This is a genomic window from Martinezella rhizogenes (genome assembly GCF_000799715.1).
In the GTDB taxonomy this organism is placed as follows: domain Bacteria; phylum Pseudomonadota; class Alphaproteobacteria; order Rhizobiales; family Rhizobiaceae; genus Rhizobium; species Rhizobium rhizogenes_C.
On sequence record NZ_JUHG01000013.1, the window covers coordinates 976,733 to 996,685 of the forward strand.

Here is a 19,953-nt window from a genome sequence, read left to right on the forward strand (position 1 = left end):
CTGTATTTGGTCTAAGCAGCGCGACGGCGCAGGTCCGTCTTCAGAGATCGAAGCTTCGCCAGTGTGCGGTGATCAAACGCTGCGGTAACCGCCACCACGTCTTCGCCCGAAATCATTTGTGGCAATCCGAGGGCGCTGACCTTGAAATGGAGCTGCAGAAGACGAAGAATCCACAACGGCTGCATCTCGATGATCACGGTGCCGATTTCATTGTCCAGCCCCCACTCCACAAAACCCGAAAGGAGCGTGTTGGAGACCGCACTCAAGGCTCTGCCATGTTCTCTATAGCTGGGCGCGACGCAATAACGTGTCCATTCCCATATATGCGGGCCAACCGGCCTTTCTTCTTCGCAGAGCTGCGGCAGCACGTCGGAAAGCAGATGCGGCTTGGTGGATGGCAACATTCGTTGATATCCAAGGACCTCACCCTGGTCGATGAAAAGCATGTGTATGGCGTCGGCGGTATCAAACTGGTCGATTTCCCGTCCGTCGGCTTGTGCCAGATCACTCCATCCGCGTTCCTCAACGAACACGCGATGCCGCAGACGAAATGCCTGATCCATTTCCTCTCGGTATTCGTGAATATTCTGAGCATTGATGATATGAAGCATTGAGATAATCTCCTTTTTGCAGGACGATTATCCAACCATTTTCTTATTTGGGCAGGTACGGAAAAGCGTACCTCATGAAATCATACCTTTTCGCAGCGCGATTGCGATCGCGTGATTGGTATTAAGCGAACCTAGCTTTTCGCGGCAGGAGCGCATGTACTTGTCGATGGCATGGTCCGTAACGCCCAAGCGCACGGCGATTTGCCGTTCCTTCAAGCCTTCGGCTGCCAGTTGAAGCACCTCACGCTCTCGTCCCGTGAGTTTGAGAATACTGCCATTCTGAAGGGTGTGCCTGATACGCAGGGCGCGATACACTGCAAAACTTGCGACAAGAGCCAGGTTCCTCTTGTTTTCAGGCGATAGTTCAAGGCGCTCGCCGGCAATCGAAAATCCCACATGTTCACGCCCAAGGCTTGGAAGCGTCATGGTAAAACCCTGCGCTAACCCGAACTCCCGGGCCTCTTCCATCACCGTTATTCCCGATCGAACCGCGACGACCTCATCATCATCCCAGAAAAAACTCTCGAGCCCTTCGCGCACCAGTTTTATGGTTGGGTCCTTGAAGAGGTAATTCATTGAAAAATAGCGAGCCGACCAGTCATTCGGCCAAGCATTGATCAAAACATGACCTATTTGCTGACGTTTGGTGGCGCCAATCTGCGGCATGGTGCCGACCAAGACGTTATTGGCGCCAAATGGCTGGACGTAGCGAATGACAACATCGGCCAACTCCTCCTGCGTCGTGCAGGCTTCGAGCTCCGCCAGCAAATATTGTATTTCCTCAAGGGTTCGGAGTGGGAATATCGGATCCCCGGGCAGTATCCAGTGTTTCAACATATCAACCGTCTTTATAGTTGTAATATAGGAGAATAAAAGCATCGCTATGCGAGGCCCGTTGGGCGGTAATGCTTTGGCTAATTTCTCTTGGATATCTCGAATGCTCTGGCTTCTTTCATGAGACCGTTGAGCGGCGATCGCTTCCAGAGACGGATTTGGACGCAATAAGACCAGAAGCATCCGGGCATATTATACATTCCATGCAGCTGATTGACGATCCAATATGACGTGGGCTTTCCGTCAGAGCGAACATTTTCCGGCTGCGCGCCCGGTTTTATTGCCAGCGAGGTCTTGGTCTTGCTGATGAATTCGGGGAAGTGCTGCAAGGAGCTCCCGCTCAACTTGTTAACAACTGGCCCCTTGGCGGCGCAGCGGGGTCAGAGTTCCGAGCTGATGTAGAGTTTGCAAGAGGGCTCGAGCCAGGGCCATGAAGCTAGCAACGCCCAATTGCGCTGGTCAAAATTTCGACCCGCTGGCATTCGCCAGCCTGCGGAGGAGAAGCATTCCGTTGATTGCCGTTATGACGCGCCATATTGCGGAGCAAACGACAAAGCAGCCTGGAGATGCTGGGTCATAAGTTGGGCTCCGCGCTCGCGCTGTCCCGATGCGATCGCATCGAGGATCGCTACGTGTTCCCGGCACCAGTCCTTCACCCGCCTGCGATTGGTGTAGCCTCCGAATTCCAGCAATCGCCGCAGCCTGTTCTGCTGCTGGATGGATTGCAGGAAGAAGACATTGCCGCTGAATTCGGCAATCATTTCATGGAACTGCGCATCCGTATCGAACAATTGCCGCGGATTGACGGAGGTTATGTCGGGATGCGCCTCCAGATAGAGATGCTGAAGACGGCATCGTTCCAAGGCGGCAGGATCATGGCGAAAGGTGCTGAGAAGCAGTCCGGCGGGCTCGATCGTGGCGCGGAAATCGTAGCTGTTACGTAGGGCTACCTGTGTGTCAAGTGTGGGCCGAAAGGTCCAACCCCTGCCGCTGTTTCGCGCCAGCAATCCATCATTGACCAGATGGGTGAGCGTTCGCTGCAAAAGGATGCGGTCTACGTCGAAACGACGAGCGATTTCCGACTGCGTGAAAGTTTCCGGGAGCGCGCCGGAAAGACGGTCTTCCACGATCCGGGAATAGAGATCCTGATCGGCTGTCGCCGGCACCTCCACTTCAACGCGCCGCAGCTCTTCCGGCAATGCCTTCAGGAAAAATCCCTGGTTCCTGCGCGCCTCCACGATACCGCGCTCCGCGAGCAATAGCAGTGCAGCGCGAACCGGTGTTCTCGATACGCCGATCAGATCGCCGAGTTGCTGTTCGCGCAAATGATGCCCCGGCTCGAAGCGTGCATCTCGGGCGAGATCGAGAATCTGATTTGCAAGGCGGTATCGACCTTGACGTGGGAGGCTGGCCATCAGGCTTTCCATTTTTGTACTAAATTATGAAATCAATACAACATGAATACCGGCACGGGCAACACAGGCAATCTCATTAGAGCGTGGAGCTCACGACTTTCATTGCGAAAGCAATCATTTAGGAGCACAGAATCCGTGCGAGTTCTCCCGAAAGGCAAAGCACGCTCAAGAAATCACCCAAAAGTTCATTATTTAGGCAATTTCAAAAATGCCTATTTTTCGCCTTCCGTGCTTGACACTTTCGATGACAACATTGTACCGTTGTAATCAATCAGAGCAATCATAGCTCGATCAAGCAAAAAGGGAACTGCCATGCTTCGATCTTTCATGACCGCATTCGCCCTGCCCCTGTTCCTCGCCCAATCCGTCGTTGCGGCCGATCTTCCAAAATCGGGTCTGGTCGAAAACGGGGCTGTCACCTACGGCGTTGCGGCGACATTCGCGCCGTTTGAATTCCAGAAGGATGGAGTTCTGTCCGGTTTCGATATCGACCTGATCGCGGCGCTGGCGGCCAAACTCAGCGCGAAGCCCGTGCCGATGAACATGGAGTTCAAGGGATTGATCCCGGCGCTTCTCTCCAGCCGGATCGATCTCATCAACTCGGCCATGTACATCAACGACAAGCGTTCCGAGCAGGTCGACTTCATTCCCTATATGAAGATCGGCAATCAGGTGATCGTTCAGGCTGGCAATCCGGCCAAGATCACCGGCCGGGACGATACGCTTTGCGGCAAGACGATCGCCGTCACGCTTGGCGGCATTCAGGAAAATCAGGCGCGTGCCGACGATACGCGTTGCAAGGCCAAGGGGCTGTCAGGCGTGACGGTCCTGACGCTGCCGACGGCACAGGATTCCGCGCTGTCGTTGCGGCAGGGACGTGCGGATGCGGAATATGATTCAACGCCGGGGGCGGTCGTGCTTCAGGCGGCGGTTCCGGGCGTCTATGAGGTCGTTGGTGGCGAGTTTGAGTCCAACACCAGCATCGGCATTGCCACCCGAAAAGGGGATGCCGCTGTTCAAGCCTCCATCAAGGCGGCGCTTGCCGAAATTGTCGCGGATGGCACCTATAAGAGCCTGATCGAGAAGTGGAAGCTGCCGGCCTCCGTGTCGATCTTCAACTGACACCCGACCTGATACCGAAGAGAAGGAGCGGGCATGTCTCTCGAACTCGTTTTCGACTATCTAGAATCGCCCGCTTTTTTCCACGGCGCCGTGCTGACCCTTTTGATCACCATCGTGTCGCTGTTCTTCGGGATCATCGTCGGGCTCGTCATTGCCCTTTTGCAGGAAACGGAACTGCGAGCCGTCAAGGCGGCGACGCTTGTCTATCTCTGGCTGTTCCGGGGCACGCCCGTCCTCTTCCAGATCATCTTTATCTACAATGTGTTGCCAGGTTTCGGCATTCGCCTATCGGCCATTCTCAGTGCGGTCCTCGCTCTGTCGCTGAATGAGGGCGCTTATATGGCGGAGATTCTGCGATCGGGCCTGCATGCGGTGAAAAAGGGGCAGAGGACGGCCGGGCTTGCGCTTGGAATGACACGGGCGAGCGTCATGCGTTTCGTCGTGATGCCGCAGGCTGCCCGCATCGTCCTGCCCGCCGTCGGCAATCAGATGATCGGCATGCTGAAGACCAGCGCGCTTGTTTCCGTCGTCGCGGTGGAGGAATTGCTCCTCGTCGCCAACCAGACCGCCAGCGCGAACTTTCGCTACTTCGAGGCATTGAGCGCCGCCGGCATCTACTATCTGGTGCTGACGACGATCTTCATGGTCTTCCAGTCGCTTCTGGAACGGTCTCTTGACCCGAAACGCGGGCGCCGGGGCAGCATTCGCAAACCCTTGAGCCTCATCGCCCCGAAATCCGAGATCCAGTGAGGAAAGACGATATGGCCGCGCCGGATAACAAGCCGCTCCTGGAAATCATCGGCATCGATAAAAGTTTCGGATCTGCACGGATTCTGAAGACCTGCAGCCTGAACGTTTTCCGCAAGCAGACCGTGGTCGTCATCGGTCCGTCCGGATCGGGAAAGTCGACATTACTGCGATGCGTCAACCTGCTGGAACCGGCGGATGGCGGTAATATCTTCTTCGATGGCGTCGACATTACCCGCGACCTCCGCAACGCCTCGAAAATACGCCGCGATATCGGCATGGTCTTCCAGAATTTCGAGTTGTTCCAGCATCTTTCGGCCGCCGAAAACATCATGCTTGCGCCGATGAAGGTCTCGGGCCTGAGCAAGCTCGACGCGCATGACATAGCAATGCAATTGCTCGAAAAGGTCCGCATCCCCGAGAAGGCCGATTTCTTTCCCGATGAATTATCCGGAGGCCAGCAGCAGCGCGTCGCAATCGCCCGGGCGCTCGCCATGAAGCCCAAGCTGATGCTCTACGACGAGCCGACCTCGGCGCTCGATCCGGAGATGATCCGCGAGGTTCTGGACGTGATGGCCGATCTCAGCGCCGACGGCATGACGAGCGTCGTCGTCACCCATGAGATGGGCTTTGCCAGACGCGCCGCGGATCAGATCGTCTTCATGGAAAACGGCGAGGTGATCGAAAACGCACCGAGCGAACAATTCTTCGGCGGAACGGTCAACGACCGCGCGCGCCTCTTTCTAGGTCAGATATTGCACTAATTGCGGAAGGCAGACATGTCCCACACACCCGATAGCGCGCGCATGAAGCGTGAACTGGCCGAACTGATCGCCATCAGAACGGAAAACCCGCCCGGACAAGAGGCTGACGCCGCCGTTTATGTCCGCGATCTGCTCCTGTCCGCCGGCTTTGCGGTCGATGTCGTGGAGTACAAGCCAGGCCGTTTCAATGTCGAAGCGCGACTGGACAATGGGCCGGGACCGGTCTTCGCCTTCAACACCCACATGGATACGGTGCCCGCAGGGGACGGATGGTCGTCCGATCCTTTCACGCTGCGCGAGGCAGACGGCAGGCTCTATGGTCGCGGCGCCTGCGACTGCAAGGGGCCGCTGATAGCGATGGTGGAAGCCATGCGCATGCTGGCATCCGACCGTGGCGCATGGTCCGGTACCTTGCTCGGTGTTTTCGTCGGTGACGAGGAGATTGCCAGCGAAGGCGCCAAATTCTATACGGCCGGCAAGCCGAAAATCGACTTTGCCGTGGTGGGCGAGCCCACATCCAATACGACCTTTGCCGCGCACAAGGGAAGCCTCCGGCCCGTTGTCCGCGTTCATGGGCAGGCAGCACACTCCGGAACGCCACATCTGGGCGACAACGCCATCTATCGCGCCGGGCAACTCCTGTCGCTGATCGAGACCCATCATAACGAGGTGGTGCGCGAACGGACACATCCGCTGGTCGGAGAGGCGAGCCTGACGGTGACGCGTATTTCCGGCGGGCACGCCGACAATGTCGTGCCCTATGCCTGCGATCTGCTGCTGGACCGCCGGATGGTGCCCGGAGAGAACGAAGAGGCGGTGAAGCAGGAGCTTGCCGACCTGCTGGCGCTCGCTCATACGCATTTCGGCGTTCGGGCTGAAATCATCGACTACAAGGCGACGACCGGCGGCGCGACGGAAACCGCGATCGACAGCGCGATCGTCCAGGTCAGCATGGCTGCCTGCCGCTCTCACGGCATCGCAAATCCCGGCCCCTTCGGCTTTCAGGGCGGCTGCGACCTGGTGCATTTCCGCCAGATTGGCGCACAAGGCACGGTGATCGGGCCGGGGGATTTGTCCGTGGCCCACAAGCCAGACGAATTCGTTCCTGTCGACGAATTCGTGACAGCCAGCCTGATTTATCGCGATGTCGCCAAATCGATGCTACAGGCCTGATCGATGCAAGCGTCCTTGCACCGCACCATGCTGAGCTACGAGAACGGCCTGATGCTGCATACGGCATCATCCGGTCCGGTCAGCGGTCTCGATACGCTTTATCTGTGCCTCCGCGACGGCGATATCGTGGCGACCGGCGAGGTCCGCATCAATATCGCCTATCTGAACGGGCTTCAGGCGGATACGGTCCTGGCGGAGGCGCTGTCTCTTTTCGACCGGATCGACTGGTCGCTAGATGCGGCCGATCTGCTTGCGGACGACGCGATCTGGGCAGAGGCGAGCGCCCCGGTGCGGATGCTGCTGGACACCGCGCTTCACGATCTTCTGGCGCGCCAGCAGAACGTGCCGCTTGCGCAATGGCTTGGCGCAGCCCCTGCCACACCCATTTCACATCCGACGAACCAGACATTGTTCATTTCCACGCCGGAGCAATTTCTCGCGCAGGCGGAAAACTACGTCAAACGCGGCTTTTGCGACTTGAAGGTCAGGGTCGGAGCCGGCGCTTTCGAGGACGACCTGTGGCGGCTTTCGCAACTGCGCGAGCGTTTCGGTCAGACCATCAAGCTGGCGGTCGATGCCAATGGCGCATGGGGCCGCGACAACGCGGAAGGTAAGCTCGCACAACTGGCGCAATTCGATCTCGCCTATGTCGAGCAACCCGTTCCCGCCGGCGATTTCGACCTCATGCTAGACCTAGCGCGGAAAAGCCCGGTGCCGCTGATGCTGGATGAAAGTGTCTCCAGTTTGCAAGATGTGGAAGCTATCATTGAGGCGTCCGGCCGCTTGTGGGCGCATCTGAAGCTGGTCAAGCTCGGTGGTATCGCCCCGACGCTGAAGGCAGCAGAGGCGCTTCGCAAAGGCAATATCCCCTTCATGCTCGGGCAGATGAACGAGGGTGCCGTGGCAACGGCTGCGGCCCTGCATCTAGCCTGCGCGACCGGCCCGACATTCGCCGAATTATATGGAGCGGACGGACTGGCCGACGATCCGGCGTCTGGCCTCACCTATGCGCAGGGCCGAGTGACCGGCACCCAGGCTCCCGGCCTCGGACTGACGGTTGATCTATCGAAGACAAGTCTCTTGAAGGAGTTCGCAAGATGACGACGGCAGGCACTATCGTACAGGGGCAGGAATCCGCCTTCCCGAAAGAGGAATATGAGATCCGGGTGGCGCACGCCCGTCAAAATCTCGTCGAGGCGGGCATCGACGCGCTCGTCATCACCGGTCCGGAAAACATCTTCTATCTGACCGGCCAGCAAACCCCGGGCTACTACACGTTCCAGGCGCTGCTTCTTCCGGCCGAAGGTGATCCGGTCTTCGTGATCCGGCAGCTCGAATATTTCAACTTCATCGCCAATACCTTCATCGCCGACGCCGAGGTCTATCAGGACGGCGATGAGCCCGTTTCCTTCCTCATGGCCCTCATCGAGAAACGCGGCCTGAGAGGAAAGCGCGTGGCGATCGACAAACGAGGCTGGTTCCTGCCTATATTTGTCTATGAATCCCTGGTTGAGCGGCTGGGCGTCGTTCATGATGGTGCCGGCGTCATTGAAAAGTTGCGTGCCGTCAAATCTCCGCTGGAAATCGCGAAGCTCGAACGCGCAGCGTCCTATGTTGATGCAGGCATGCAAGCCGGACTTGCGGCCGTCAAGGTCGGTGCCACCGACAACGACCTGGTCGCGGCGATGATGCAGGCGGCGATATCAGCCGGATCGGAATATATGGGAATGGAGCCACTTGTCTCTGTCGGCACACGCACGGGCGTGCCGCACGGCACCTGGCGCCGCGGCAGGATCGAGGACGGTGATCCCGCCTTTCTCGAAATGGCGGCCTGTCACGACCGCTATCACGCCGCCTTGATGCGATCGGCCTGGATCAGGCAGGCGCCCAGCGAGGCAGCGGAAATGATGAAGGTTTGCCAGGAGGCGCTCCAGGTCTCGCTCGACACCATCCGCCCGGGCGTGCCCTGCGAGGTCCCGCATATGGCCTGCCAGCGGGTCATCGATGCGGCGGGCTATACCGATAATTTCCGCAAGCGCCTCGGCTACAGCGTCGGGATCTCCTTCGCGCCGGATTGGGGCGAGGGAGCCATCCTCAGCCTCAATGCCGGGGTCAAGACGGAGCTTCGTCCAGGCATGACCTTCCATTTGCCGCCGGCGCTGCGCATTTACGGCCGCTTCACCGTCGGCGTCAGCGAAACCATCGTTGTCACGGACACGGGATATCGCGCGCTTGGAACCATCAAGCGCGATCTGCTCGAAGTTTGAAAGCGATGAGAGGGAGCGCGCCATGGGGTTGATCCTCGCCGTTCATGATACGCCGCACCCTGCTCTCTATGGCGCGGTGGCTGCCGCAATTGCGGCCTCGCGGCAATGCGGCTTCATGCATGTCGAGGCCCACTTCGATACCAGACTTTATGCCGATGCCGCACAGCATGTGATTGCAAGTGGCGGGCTTGGGCCGAGTGGGCTCTGCTGGTTCGAACGACTGTCGGGCAAGCCGGCGCCCTCCGTCGCCACGCCGGAGACTATTCTTGATGCTGCTCGGGTACAGGACGTCGTGGTGCCGATCCATCCGGCATTTTTGGCGGATCGGGACGCGCGGGCGATACTGTCATCTACTGCGCAAGTCCTTGGGATAGAGGTGAAAGCGATCACCGTTCGCGAGGATTCCAATTGCTTTTTCGACGCGGCGACACAGGAGCCACTTGCCCGACGGGATCGTTTCGGGCGTATTGGGTTGTGTGCGCCTCGTCTATACGGCGCAGATAGCCTGACGATTGGCCTTATCGGCGCGGAAAGCGATCATCGGAATGTCTATCCGGCGGCACTGGCAAGCCTCGCCGATGCGGCGGACAGCCTTTCCATTCCGATCGATGTGCGTTTCATCGATCCGGAACACATCGAGCAGTTTGAAGATCCCGCCGTTTTCGAGGGACTGTCGGGCATTCTGCTTCCCGGTGGGGCGGACATGAAAAATGTTGCCGGCCAGACCGCAGTGGCGGCCTTAAGTCTGGAAACCGGCCTGCCCACGGTTGGACTGTGCCTCGGCATGCAGACCATGGCAACGGCGGTGGCATGGCGTGCCTTCGGTCGCGGCACGGCCAACCTGGCGGAAGCCGATCCGGATGCCAGGATCAAGACCTTCGTACCGATGGCCAGCGCGCGGGATCCGAATGGAACTCCCCTGCCGATCCATAGGACGGGCGATCAGGCGATCGATATCGTCTCCGGTAGCCGGCTTTCAGCCATTATCGGCTCCGAACGTCAGATCCGCTGTAACCACCGCTTCCGATTGAACCCGGCTCTGCTACCAGATCTTGAAGCCGCTGGGCTTCGCGTTGCCGCGTCCAGCTCGTCAGGTGCCATTGTCGATGCCATCGAATTGCCGGCTCACTCCTTCTTCATCGGCATGCAAGGACATCCCGAATTGTCATCCAGTGTCGACATGCCCCATCCTTTGCTCGTGGCATTCCTGGAAGCGGCCGCCAGGTGGCGTTCGGCACCGATCTCATAGTAATACCGTCACTCACACCCAGACAGGAAACCGATCATGCGTTCACTTTTCCATCTCGCCTATCATGTCACCGATCTTGATGAAGCCCGCCGCTTTTACGGTGATGTGCTTGGTTGCGAGGAGGGCCGCAGCACGGACACCTGGGTCGATTTCGATTTCTTCGGCCATCAGATTTCCCTGCATCTCGGCAAGCCGTTCGAAACGACGCGCACCGGCAAGGTCGGCGATCATATGGTGATGATGCCGCATCTCGGTGTCGTCCTTGCGCTCGACGACTGGTTCGCCCTTGCCAAGCGGCTCGAAGACGCCGGCACGGCATTCGACATTCCGCCCGTGGTGCGCTTCGATGGACTGCCCGGCGAGCAACGCACGATGTTCTTTTTCGATCCGAGCGGAAACCCGATTGAAGTCAAGGGCTTCAAGGATTTCGACAGCGTTTTTGCGCACTAAGCGAGAAAAGGAAATCGGTCGAATGATTGCGCTGGTAACGCGTATACCCGATGAGGCGGAGCATCTGTGGCTCGAGGCTCTCTCGCTAAGGATGCCGGATGAAAAGATCGTCTCGTTCCGGCACCTGGATGAAGAAGACCGGGCGGCGGTCGATATTGCCATCGTCGCCAACCCGGATCCGATGGACCTTGCCCGCTTGCCCGGTTTGACGTTGATTCACAGCCTTTGGGCGGGCGTCGAACGTCTGGTCAGCGAACTTGGCGACAGCACTTTGCCCGTCGTGCGTCTGGTCGACCCGCAATTGAGCCGCACCATGGCCGAGGCCGTTCTCGCCTGGACCTATTACCTGTTCCGCGACATGCCGGCCTATGCCCGCTTCCAGCGAGAGCGCAGCTGGCAGCAATTGCCCTATCGACGTCCGGACCAGATCACGGTCGGCCTGCTCGGATTGGGCGCGCTCGGTGAGGCAGCGGCGCATCGTCTGACCGATGCCGGTTTCAAGGTGATTGGATGGAGCCGCTCGGCAAAGGACGTTGAAGGGGTTGAAACCTTCTCCGGCGACGATGGCCTGAATGCGGTCCTCAGCCGATCCGATATCCTGACATGCCTGCTGCCACTGACCTCGGAAACGCGGGGGCTGCTCAACGCCGAGAGGCTTGCCCTTCTACCCGCGAATGCATCGCTGATCAATTTCGCCCGCGGCCCGATCGTCGTGAGCGAGGATCTGTTGCAGGCGCTCGATACCAGCCGCTTGAACCATGCGGTGCTGGATGTCTTTGATGTCGAGCCACTGCCCGTTGATGCGCCCTTTTGGGATCATCCCCGGATCACCGTGCTGCCGCACATCTCGGCCCCGACGGATCGCGAAACGGCGGCCGCGATTGTGGCGGACAATATCCGAAGCTTTCGTCGCACCGCCGCACTTCCATCCATTGTCGATTTCGCGCGCGGATATTAAAGGCGGCACGCCTCCGATGCGCCAAGCAAACCTCTCTAGGAATGAATGAACATGACCTCACCTGAACGCACTGTCTACGTCAACGGCCATTACTGCCCGGAATCGGAAGCCAAGGTCTCGATTTTCGACCGCGGTTATCTTTTCGCGGACGCCATCTATGAAGTCACCTGCGTGCTCGGCGGCAAGCTCGTCGATTTTGACGGTCATATGGCACGACTGCAGCGCTCCTTGCAGGAACTCGACATGACAATGCCGATGTCCATCGACGAGCTCATGGCCATCCACCGCAAACTGGTGGCAGCCAACAATGTCGATGAGGGCCTGATCTACATGCAGATTTCCCGTGGCTCGGCCGATCGGGACTTCAATTTTCCACCCAAGGGCACGCCGCCGGTGGTCGTTATGTTCACCCAGTCCCGGCCGGTTATCGAAAGCCCGCTCGCCAAACGTGGCCTGAAAATCATATCGCTGCCGGACATCCGTTGGGGCCGTCGCGACATCAAGACCGTCCAGCTTCTCTACCCGTCGATGGCGAAGAACGCCGCCTATCAGGCGGGTGCCGACGATGCCTGGCTGGTGCAGGACGGCTATGTCACCGAAGCATCTTCCGCCAATGCCTATATCGTCACGACAGACGACAAGATCGTCACGCGCAAGCTCTCATTCGATATTCTGCATGGCATTACCCGAGCCGCCGTTCTCCGGTTGGCTGCTGAATCCGGATACACATTGGAGGAAAGGTCCTTCACCATCCAGGAAGCATTAGCTGCAAAGGAGGCCTTCATCACCTCCGCCACGTCTTTCGTGACCGCCGTCGTTGAGATCGACGGAAGCACAATCGGCGAAGGGGTCATCGGCCCTGTCAGCAAACGGCTGCGGGAGATCTATATCGAAAAGGCAGTAGCGGCGGCGAAGTAATGCGATCGGGATGATAGCCGGGGACAGGAGGAATTCACCAGCTGGCCCGTTGCAAAAAGGCTATTTGTTATGCCGATAGCGTTGGTGGGGTTGGGTTTGAAACATTTGTCAACCCAACCCTTCGCCGGGATGTCAGCGTCGCCAAACGTCAGGACGCCATTGCATAACGGCGATGCTGGGGCACAGCCGCGCTGCGTGTCCTGAACCGTTGCACCAGGTCGGCGAGATTCTCGGTCTCCTGGGTCAAGCTCTGGGCCGCAGCCGTGGTCTCTTCCACCATCGCCGCGTTCTGTTGAGTGACCTTGTCCATCTGATCGCCGGCAGCCGAAACCTCCCGCAGGCTGGAAGCCTGTTCGCGCGCGGCAATTGCGATTTCCGCGACCGTGGCACTCATCGCGCCAACTTGTTCGACGATCTGCGCGAGCGATGTGCCGGATTCGCCGACGAGTTCCACGCCCGCTTTAACCTGCGCCGAAGATGTGGAGATAAGTGCCTTGATCTCTCTGGCTGCGCTGGCTGACCGCTGAGCGAGTTCGCGCACTTCCTGAGCGACGACGGCAAAGCCTTTTCCCGCCTCGCCAGCGCGCGCCGCTTCCACGCCCGCGTTAAGGGCAAGAAGGTTGGTCTGGAACGCGATTTCATCGATGACGCCGATAATATTGCCGATCTTGGACGAAGAATTTTGAATCTCCGTCATCGCGGCAATCGCGCGGGCGACGATCGCACCGCCATTCTCGGCATTGGTACGCGCCGTCGCCACGGCGCTCTGAGCATGACTTGCTCCTTCCGCCGTACCATTGACACCCCGTGTCACATCGCCCAGCGCAGCCACGGTCTCCTCGAGCGAAGCGGCTTGCTGTTCCGTACGACGAGCAAGATCGTTGGACGCTGTCGAAATTTCCGCAAGGCCGGATTTGATCGTACCGACCGCATGGATAACGGAATCGAGCGTCTCTTCCAGACTGGAAACCGAGTTGTTGAAATGATCCCGGATGCGGACATAACGGCCGTCAACCTCGCCGACACGGACCGTCAGGTCACCCTTCGAAAGCGCATCCAGACCCAGGGAAATCTGCTGGAAGGCATGCTCCATTACCTGGGCATCGGCAAGCCGTTCGGCTTCCTGGCGCAGTCGCTCCTCTTCAGCCGCAAGGCGGGCACGTTCGGCATTGGCTTCCGCCATGACCTTGCCGCGTCCCGTCTCCTGGAAGACCTTCAACGAGCGTGCCATGGCACCGAGTTCGTGACGCTGTTCGGTACCGTCCACCACCATCGTGTCGTCGCCGCGCGCAAGCCGCTCCATCGTCCGCGCCATCTTGCGCACGGCCGAGGAAATCAGTTGTCCAACGAAATAGGCAAGCACGAGGCCAATCACGATCAGAAGGCCACTGATCACGAGCGTCGAGCGGGTGGCAGAGGCGACCGTCGTATCGACCGAGCCATCGAGCGACTTCTGCGCATCCATGACGGTGGCCTGCAGATCCCTGAAGCCCGTCGCGATTTTCGGAGCCAGGACGTTAAGCTCACTCTCGCGGATCTTAGTGGTCGCCAGCAATACATCCCTCACGTCGCCAAGACGGCTCGTGTAGTTCTGCATCAGCTGACCGGCGCCCAAAATGCGCTTACGCTGCAGGTCACCCTTTGCAGCCTTGGCTGCGGCATCGTTCAGAGCCATGGCATCGTTGAGCGCCGACTGAGCGGTGTCATAGGAAGCCAGATCGCCCGCGTGGATGAAGCGCTCCGAGAAATAGAGGCTGCGGTTCAATGCCTCGAGCGTTGCGGCGGTCATGTGCAGCAGCGCCACATCGTTCTGCCGCCAGGCGCTGCGCATGACGTCATTGAGCGCAATGCTGGTCCAAGGGCCGAACTCGGTGACCTTGGAGATCAAGGCATCGCGCCTTGCATGCAGGGATACGACCTGCTCGAAAGCCTTGCCATAGGCGGCAATGTCCTGACGGATGGCTGCCATTCCAGTCTGGAGGGTACTATTGCCCGCAAAGCGCTGGTCGTCGGCGTCAAATGCCTTCACGCCGGCGCGAAAACGGTTCACGACATCCTGTGTCGGGCTGGATCGAAACGCTTCCACCGACATCTGGATTTCGTTCAGCTGGTCGCTGTAGCCGGAAATGGCGAGGCTCTGGCCGGCGGTGCCGCGGTAAGAGGAGAAGATGGACGAGAGTCCTCCCATGCCGGAGATCGCATTGACCGAGAGCAGGCTCATAAGCAGGATCAGCGGCAGGAAGCCCGCCGTAATCTGCGCGCGGATGCCTAGTTTATTCCAAAAGCGCAACATGATGATCCCCTTATGCTCACTGAGTCTTCGGCAGGTATTGGGCGATATTTTGTGGCGTCACGAGCTCGAAGGGCACGTTGTTTTCTCGCGGCACCTTCTGCCCGTTGATGAGCTTGATTGCGGCATCGACTGATGTCGCACCCTGCCCGGTGGCGCTCTGAAGAATGGTGACGTCCAGATCGCCGGCCTGCATCGCCGCAAGGGCATCGTCGGTCGCGTCAACGCCTGCAACGACGACGTCCTTCATCGACATGCCGTTCCTCTTCATGGCGCGGATCGCACCGACCGCCATCTCGTCATTATTGGCAATGACCGCGTCGAACTTCACCCCTGCCGACAGCCATTCCTGCATCTGCTGATCGGCATAATCGCTCGACCAATAGGCCGCCTGGCGCTCCACAATCTGGAGACCCTTGCATTCAGGCGTGGCAATGACATTGTCGATGTCCTGCGTGCGGGCGCGGGCGGCCGCATGGAAGGGTTCGCCTATCAGCACCACGACGCGCCCCTTGCCCTTCAGAAGCGAGCAGACTTCCTTCGTCTGCAAGGTTCCCGATTCTGCTTCATCGGAGGCGACCACGACCTGGTTTTCCGGCAGATCCGACAGGTTCGAGGGGAGGTTGTTGATATAGATCAGCGGAATGTTCGCATCGGCGGCAAGCTTGGTCATCTGCGGACCGAGGTCGCCATCGGAGACGGCCAGGATAATGGCATCGACCTTATCCGCGATAAATTGCTGAACCTGCTTCTTCTGAAGCTCATTGTCACTTTTGGCGTTCTGCGTGACAAGTTTCAGCCCCGAAATCGTCTTTCCGTGCGAAAGGATTCCGTTGAGCAATGCGGTCCTGAACTTATCCAGATCGGACATCGACACGCCGATCGTCTGTGCACTTGCAGCCGAGGCGGATATCGCCATCACGAAAGCAGCCAGTATGGTCTTTCTCATTATTCACCTCCGCAAGATATTTATCGAGCTGAGGTTTTATAAGGAGAGTTTGGTTAATATTTTACTGTTCGATATTCGATATAAATTAGAAATACATTGAATACTTAATAACAAACTCTTCAATAAACCGAAATTTATCAATAGTTTTACGTTAACTACAGTAGTGAAGCCAATTATTGCCCATTTTTATGAAGCAATACTTACTGTCTCGACCCATTTCAGCTTTGAAAGCTTCCCCGCTTCACTCTGGCCACCCGGAACCGCGCAGCTCCAGAAGAGCAAGCTAGAACGAAGCCAGAGCGTGGTAAGCAGGCCAGCGTGCCCTTTACTCCGGAGTTTTCAAGCGGAGTCGCGGAGCATCAGATCACCGCTCAGGAGCACCCGCTCATCGGCATCAACCGATGCCGCGGCGCTCGTGATCTCGCCGAGTCTGGACAGCAGCATCTCGATCGCGCGCTTTCCGATCTGATCGTAGTTCTGCGCAACCGTCGTGATGGGAGGGCAGGCATATCTTGAAAGTGGATGGTCGTCATGGCCCGCGATGCGGAGCTGAAAGTCCGCACCATGGCCGACGCGCAGGCCATGACGGTAAGCCGCGGAAATGGCTCCGAATGCCACCCGATCGTTGGCACATAAAACCGTTCGGGTCGGAAAACCCGGTTTCGAACTCAAGATTTTAGCGGTCTCATCGTAACCAAATTTCTCAAAGTCCCAGGTCTTGACGCTCGTGACCGGTACGACGTGTGGTGTCATGCCCAGGCGCTTCATCGCATCGACGTAAGCCTGCTCTCTCGTCAGCGCATTGGTGTTGACATGAGGCATTCCCAAATAACAAGGCGGCTCGCCCGACCGGCAAAGGTAATCGACGATGAGACCGAAACTTTGTCGATTGTCGGTACCGACGAAGGCAGATGTTTCATCCAGCGGCGAGTCGATGTAAATCAGAGGAACACTTCGACCGAAATCCTCCAATGTACGCCGATGGGATTCAACTCCGAGCGGCGCGATGACCGCGCCGGCGACATTCATCGATTTCAGCGTCCTGATCGCCCGGTCTTCCATCTCAGCCCGGCCATCCGACGACAGGACGAGAGCGAAGAATCCAGCTTCGCTGGCGAGTGATTCGATGCGCCGCGTGAGTGCCATGTAGAACGGGTCCGTCGAATTCGGAATGATAATGCCGAGAATGTTGGTGCGCCGACGGTTAAGGTTGACCGCGAAGACGTTAGGACGAAACCCCGACTTCTTGAGCGCAATTTCAATGGTGTCTCGCGTCTTTCTTCGGACCGAGTTCGGATCGTTAAAATACTTGGAAACGGTGGGACGAGAGAGGCCGACGAATTCGGAAAAGTCCTCCATCGTTTTGATCATCTTTCCCACCATCTGATCTCCTGACGTGCCGCTTCTTGTTGTGTAGATGACTCATGGCCCTTCGAAAAGGCGAAACGAGAGGCACGCTCAACCGGCTGGGTCGTGAAGTCTACTCGGCCACAAATTGAACCTTCACGGTTGTCGGATCGCTACCGCTTTCGGTGAAGTAGGGCATGATCTCGGCCAACGACAAGCCGATCACCGATGATGAAAGTGCGTACAGAATTTTCCTCATAATTCCGTCCTCCTCCTTAACGGCTGCACGCATATAAAATTACATGCGTAAAGTTTAAATCCGATGTTTCTGGCCTCGCTGTCAAGCGCCTTCATCCCCGAAGGGTGTTGGATTTTCCACTGAAACATATAGATAATTGAAAAATCATAAATAATATTTATGACTCACTTCGACTGCGTCAAAACCATGGGAATGGATTTGACGCGAAAAATTAATTATCGCGCGTAAAGTTTGTGTTGACATAATCGCTCTTGCAAATTAGCTGATTGCCAAGATGCTATGGCGTGAGCGTAATGTCTGGGAAGACGGAGATTTCCATTGGCCGCATATGAAAAAAGCGGGATAGCGCCGGAGGCGCTGGGTCCGACGATCACGGTTGGCGAAATTCTGGTTGAGGTCATGGCCACCACGATCGGCTCGGGATTTCTTGAGGCACAGCCTTTGACCGGTCCCTATCCCAGTGGCGCACCGGCAATATTCATTGATCAGGTTGCGCGCCTGGGGGGGAAAGCCGGGATCGTCGCCAGTGTCGGCAACGATGACTTCGGACGGCTCAACCTTGATCGGCTGCGGCGCGATGGTGTCGACGTATCAGCGGTTTCAATTTCAGACGACTTGCCCACCGGAAGCGCTTTTGTCCGTTACAGGGCGGATGGCGGACGGGATTTCGTGTTCAATATCAGGCATTCAGCGGCCGGGCGCATCGAGATGACGGCGGCGGTCGAGGATCTTATCAAGACTGCTGGACACGTTCATGTCATGGGCTCGGCTTTCGTCATTCCTGGAGCAGCCGACGTTATTGAAGCAGCGATCCATACCGTGCGCTCCCGCGGCGGGTCGGTGTCACTTGATCCAAATGTCCGCAAGGAGCTTCTCGACAGCGATGACATCTCCGGACACTTCGGCTCCGTCCTGAAAGTTGCGGACCTCTTGCTGCCATCGGGAGAAGAGCTTTTCGCGACTACAGGCTTGGATGACGAGCCATCCGCCGTGGCAAAGCTTTTGGAGCTTGGTGTCAGCGAAGTCGTATTGAAACGCGGAAAGGATGGAGCTTCGTTCTTCGGTCGCGATGCCGCGCGGATCGACTGCAACGCGTTTGTCGTCGAGGAAATCGATCCGACCGGAGCCGGAGACTGCTTCGGCGCGGCCTATCTCACCTCCAGGCGCTTCGGTCTTTCACCGCGGGAAGCGCTTGTCAGAGCCAGCGCGGCCGGCGCTCGCAATGTCACGCGACAAGGGCCGATGGAGGGGGTATCGACGCCGTCCGAGCTCGCAGCCTTCATCGCCGCAACACTCCGGAGACAATCATGAATGAGAGACTGAGGGAACTTGCTCCGGCACGGCGCGGCGGTAAGCCATTCGGAATAACGTCAGTCTGTTCGGCTCATCCGCTGGTACTGCGCTCCGCGCTGCGCCGCGCAGCGCAGGAAGGCGGCGACGTGCTCATAGAAGCGACGTGCAATCAGGTGAACCATCTCGGCGGCTATACCGGCATGACGCCGCAAGCCTTTGTCCAGCTTGTTGGCAACATCGCGTCTGAAGAGGGCTTGGACAAGCCACGGATCATCTTTGGCGGAGATCATCTGGGTCCCAATCCGTGGCGGAAGGAAGATGCGACCGTGGCGATGGCAAAGGCCGAAGCGATGGTTGCGGCGTATATCAAAGCTGGTTTCACCAAGATTCACCTGGATGCGTCAATGGGCTGCGCCGGTGAACCGGCCGCCCTGGACGATGAGCTGATCGCCGCTCGTGCGGCGCGTCTTGCCAAAATCGCCGAGGAGACGGCGCGCGAAATCGGTGGAGCCCTGCCGCTTTATGTCCTGGGAACGGAAGTACCCATTCCAGGCGGTGCCGATCATATTCTTGACGCTGTCGAGCCGACGTCGGCAAAGGCGGCCCGTTCGACGATCGCCATTCACCGTGATGTTTTCATCCGTGACGGATTGGAAGGCGCCTTTTCGCGCACGATCGCGTTCGTGGTTCAGCCGGGTGTCGAGTTTGGCAGCGAAAACGTTATTGCTTACAGGCCGGAAAAGGCGCGCGCGCTGACCGCGCTGCTGGATCAGGAGCCGCAATTCGTATTCGAAGCACACTCCACCGATTATCAGACTGTCGGCGCCCTTTCCTCGCTTGTCCGTGACGGCTTTCCGATCCTGAAGGTCGGACCAGAGCTCACATTCGCGCTTCGGGAAGCCCTCTACGGTCTCGACCTCATTGCCTCCGAACTTAGCGAGGATTACGGCTGCCGCACCCTTGCCACGACGATGGAAAAGATCATGCTCGACGATCCTTCCAATTGGCTGGGCCACTATCACGGCAACAAAGATGCCTTACGCCTGCAACGGCACTACAGCTACAGCGATCGCGTAAGATACTACTGGGTGAAAGCCGAGGCGCGGGCTGCCGTGAACCATCTGGAGGAGACCCTCAGAGGACGCTCTATTCCAAAGACATTGCTGCGACAATTTTTGCCGCGGCTTGAAGAGCGAGAGATCCGGACGATGTCCATGGCGGAAATCGCCATGGGTGCTGTCGATGACGTATTGCAGAAATATAGTTTGGCATGTCGCCAAAACTGATCCCGCCGAGGCGCAACGGCT

19 protein-coding genes are annotated in these 19,953 nt (G+C 58.1%); 12 read left to right on the forward strand and 7 right to left on the reverse strand.

Going from position 1 to position 19,953, the window contains the following annotated elements:
* Positions 1-11: 11 nt before the first annotated feature.
* The 3 genes from EX00_RS16410 to EX00_RS16420 form a co-directional block, all read right to left on the reverse strand.
* A complete protein-coding gene (locus tag EX00_RS16410) occupies positions 12-611 on the reverse strand; it encodes an acyl-homoserine-lactone synthase (RefSeq protein ID WP_047459750.1) in 600 nt (199 codons plus the stop codon).
* Between the two features lie 72 nt (positions 612-683).
* The gene (locus EX00_RS16415; RefSeq protein ID WP_162184545.1) at positions 684-1,379 is read right to left on the reverse strand and encodes a helix-turn-helix transcriptional regulator; all 696 of its coding nucleotides are present in this window, start codon (positions 1,377-1,379) and stop codon (positions 684-686) included.
* Positions 1,380-1,966: 587 nt separating this feature from the next.
* On the reverse strand, positions 1,967-2,860 hold the full coding sequence (locus tag EX00_RS16420) for a GntR family transcriptional regulator (RefSeq protein WP_047459757.1): 894 nt from the start codon (positions 2,858-2,860) through the stop codon (positions 1,967-1,969).
* Between the two features lie 327 nt (positions 2,861-3,187).
* Here EX00_RS16420 and EX00_RS16425 point away from each other — a divergent pair, with 327 nt between their 5' ends.
* From EX00_RS16425 to EX00_RS16470, 10 genes are read left to right on the forward strand one after another with little or no spacing between them, the layout of a single operon-like run.
* Positions 3,188-3,982, forward strand: coding sequence for an ABC transporter substrate-binding protein (locus EX00_RS16425; protein ID WP_234709027.1), 795 nt, complete (start codon positions 3,188-3,190; stop codon positions 3,980-3,982).
* 33 nt (positions 3,983-4,015) lie between these two features.
* Positions 4,016-4,732 (forward strand): amino acid ABC transporter permease, encoded by a 717-nt coding sequence (locus tag EX00_RS16430; RefSeq protein WP_047459761.1) that lies wholly within the window; start codon positions 4,016-4,018, stop codon positions 4,730-4,732.
* Positions 4,733-4,743: 11 nt separating this feature from the next.
* Positions 4,744-5,493: an amino acid ABC transporter ATP-binding protein gene (locus EX00_RS16435; RefSeq protein ID WP_047459764.1), complete on the forward strand. Its 750-nt coding sequence runs from the start codon at positions 4,744-4,746 to the stop codon at positions 5,491-5,493.
* A gap of 15 nt (positions 5,494-5,508) precedes the next feature.
* Positions 5,509-6,666: a M20 family metallopeptidase gene (locus EX00_RS16440; RefSeq protein ID WP_047459765.1), complete on the forward strand. Its 1,158-nt coding sequence runs from the start codon at positions 5,509-5,511 to the stop codon at positions 6,664-6,666.
* A 3-nt stretch (positions 6,667-6,669) separates the two neighbouring features.
* The gene (locus EX00_RS16445) at positions 6,670-7,767 is read left to right on the forward strand and encodes a mandelate racemase/muconate lactonizing enzyme family protein (protein ID WP_047459768.1); all 1,098 of its coding nucleotides are present in this window, start codon (positions 6,670-6,672) and stop codon (positions 7,765-7,767) included.
* Entirely contained in the window at positions 7,764-8,933 is a 1,170-nt protein-coding gene (locus EX00_RS16450) for a M24 family metallopeptidase (RefSeq protein ID WP_047459770.1), read from the forward strand. Before EX00_RS16445 ends, EX00_RS16450 begins: the two co-directional genes overlap by 4 nt.
* Positions 8,934-8,955: 22 nt before the next feature.
* Complete coding sequence (locus EX00_RS16455; protein WP_047459773.1) at positions 8,956-10,182, forward strand: glutamine amidotransferase-related protein; 1,227 nt, start codon at positions 8,956-8,958, stop codon at positions 10,180-10,182.
* A gap of 36 nt (positions 10,183-10,218) precedes the next feature.
* Positions 10,219-10,632 carry a VOC family protein gene (locus EX00_RS16460; RefSeq protein WP_047459775.1) on the forward strand — a complete coding sequence of 138 codons (414 nt, stop codon included), beginning with the start codon at positions 10,219-10,221 and terminating at the stop codon, positions 10,630-10,632.
* Positions 10,633-10,654: 22 nt separating this feature from the next.
* Positions 10,655-11,590, forward strand: a complete 936-nt coding sequence (locus tag EX00_RS16465; protein ID WP_047459779.1) for a 2-hydroxyacid dehydrogenase — start codon at positions 10,655-10,657, stop codon at positions 11,588-11,590.
* Positions 11,591-11,635: 45 nt separating this feature from the next.
* Positions 11,636-12,508 (forward strand): D-amino-acid transaminase, encoded by an 873-nt coding sequence (locus tag EX00_RS16470; RefSeq protein ID WP_047459782.1) that lies wholly within the window; start codon positions 11,636-11,638, stop codon positions 12,506-12,508.
* Between the two features lie 148 nt (positions 12,509-12,656).
* Here EX00_RS16470 and EX00_RS16475 read toward each other — a convergent pair whose 3' ends face one another.
* The 4 genes from EX00_RS16475 to EX00_RS32140 form a co-directional block, all read right to left on the reverse strand.
* The gene (locus tag EX00_RS16475; protein ID WP_047459785.1) at positions 12,657-14,801 is read right to left on the reverse strand and encodes a methyl-accepting chemotaxis protein; all 2,145 of its coding nucleotides are present in this window, start codon (positions 14,799-14,801) and stop codon (positions 12,657-12,659) included.
* Between the two features lie 16 nt (positions 14,802-14,817).
* On the reverse strand, positions 14,818-15,747 hold the full coding sequence (locus tag EX00_RS16480; protein ID WP_047459788.1) for a substrate-binding domain-containing protein: 930 nt from the start codon (positions 15,745-15,747) through the stop codon (positions 14,818-14,820).
* A 339-nt stretch (positions 15,748-16,086) separates the two neighbouring features.
* Positions 16,087-17,106, reverse strand: a complete 1,020-nt coding sequence (locus tag EX00_RS16485; protein WP_047460453.1) for a LacI family DNA-binding transcriptional regulator — start codon at positions 17,104-17,106, stop codon at positions 16,087-16,089.
* Positions 17,107-17,227: 121 nt separating this feature from the next.
* Positions 17,228-17,353, reverse strand: coding sequence for a hypothetical protein (locus EX00_RS32140; RefSeq protein ID WP_267884743.1), 126 nt, complete (start codon positions 17,351-17,353; stop codon positions 17,228-17,230).
* Positions 17,354-17,671: 318 nt separating this feature from the next.
* Between EX00_RS32140 and EX00_RS16490 the strand changes: the two genes are divergently transcribed.
* Both EX00_RS16490 and EX00_RS16495 read left to right on the forward strand, forming a co-directional pair.
* Complete coding sequence (locus EX00_RS16490) at positions 17,672-18,664, forward strand: tagatose kinase (RefSeq protein ID WP_047459792.1); 993 nt, start codon at positions 17,672-17,674, stop codon at positions 18,662-18,664.
* Entirely contained in the window at positions 18,661-19,932 is a 1,272-nt protein-coding gene (locus tag EX00_RS16495) for a D-tagatose-bisphosphate aldolase, class II, non-catalytic subunit (protein WP_047459794.1), read from the forward strand. The genes EX00_RS16490 and EX00_RS16495 overlap by 4 nt, the downstream gene beginning before the upstream one ends.
* Positions 19,933-19,953: the final 21 nt, after the last annotated feature.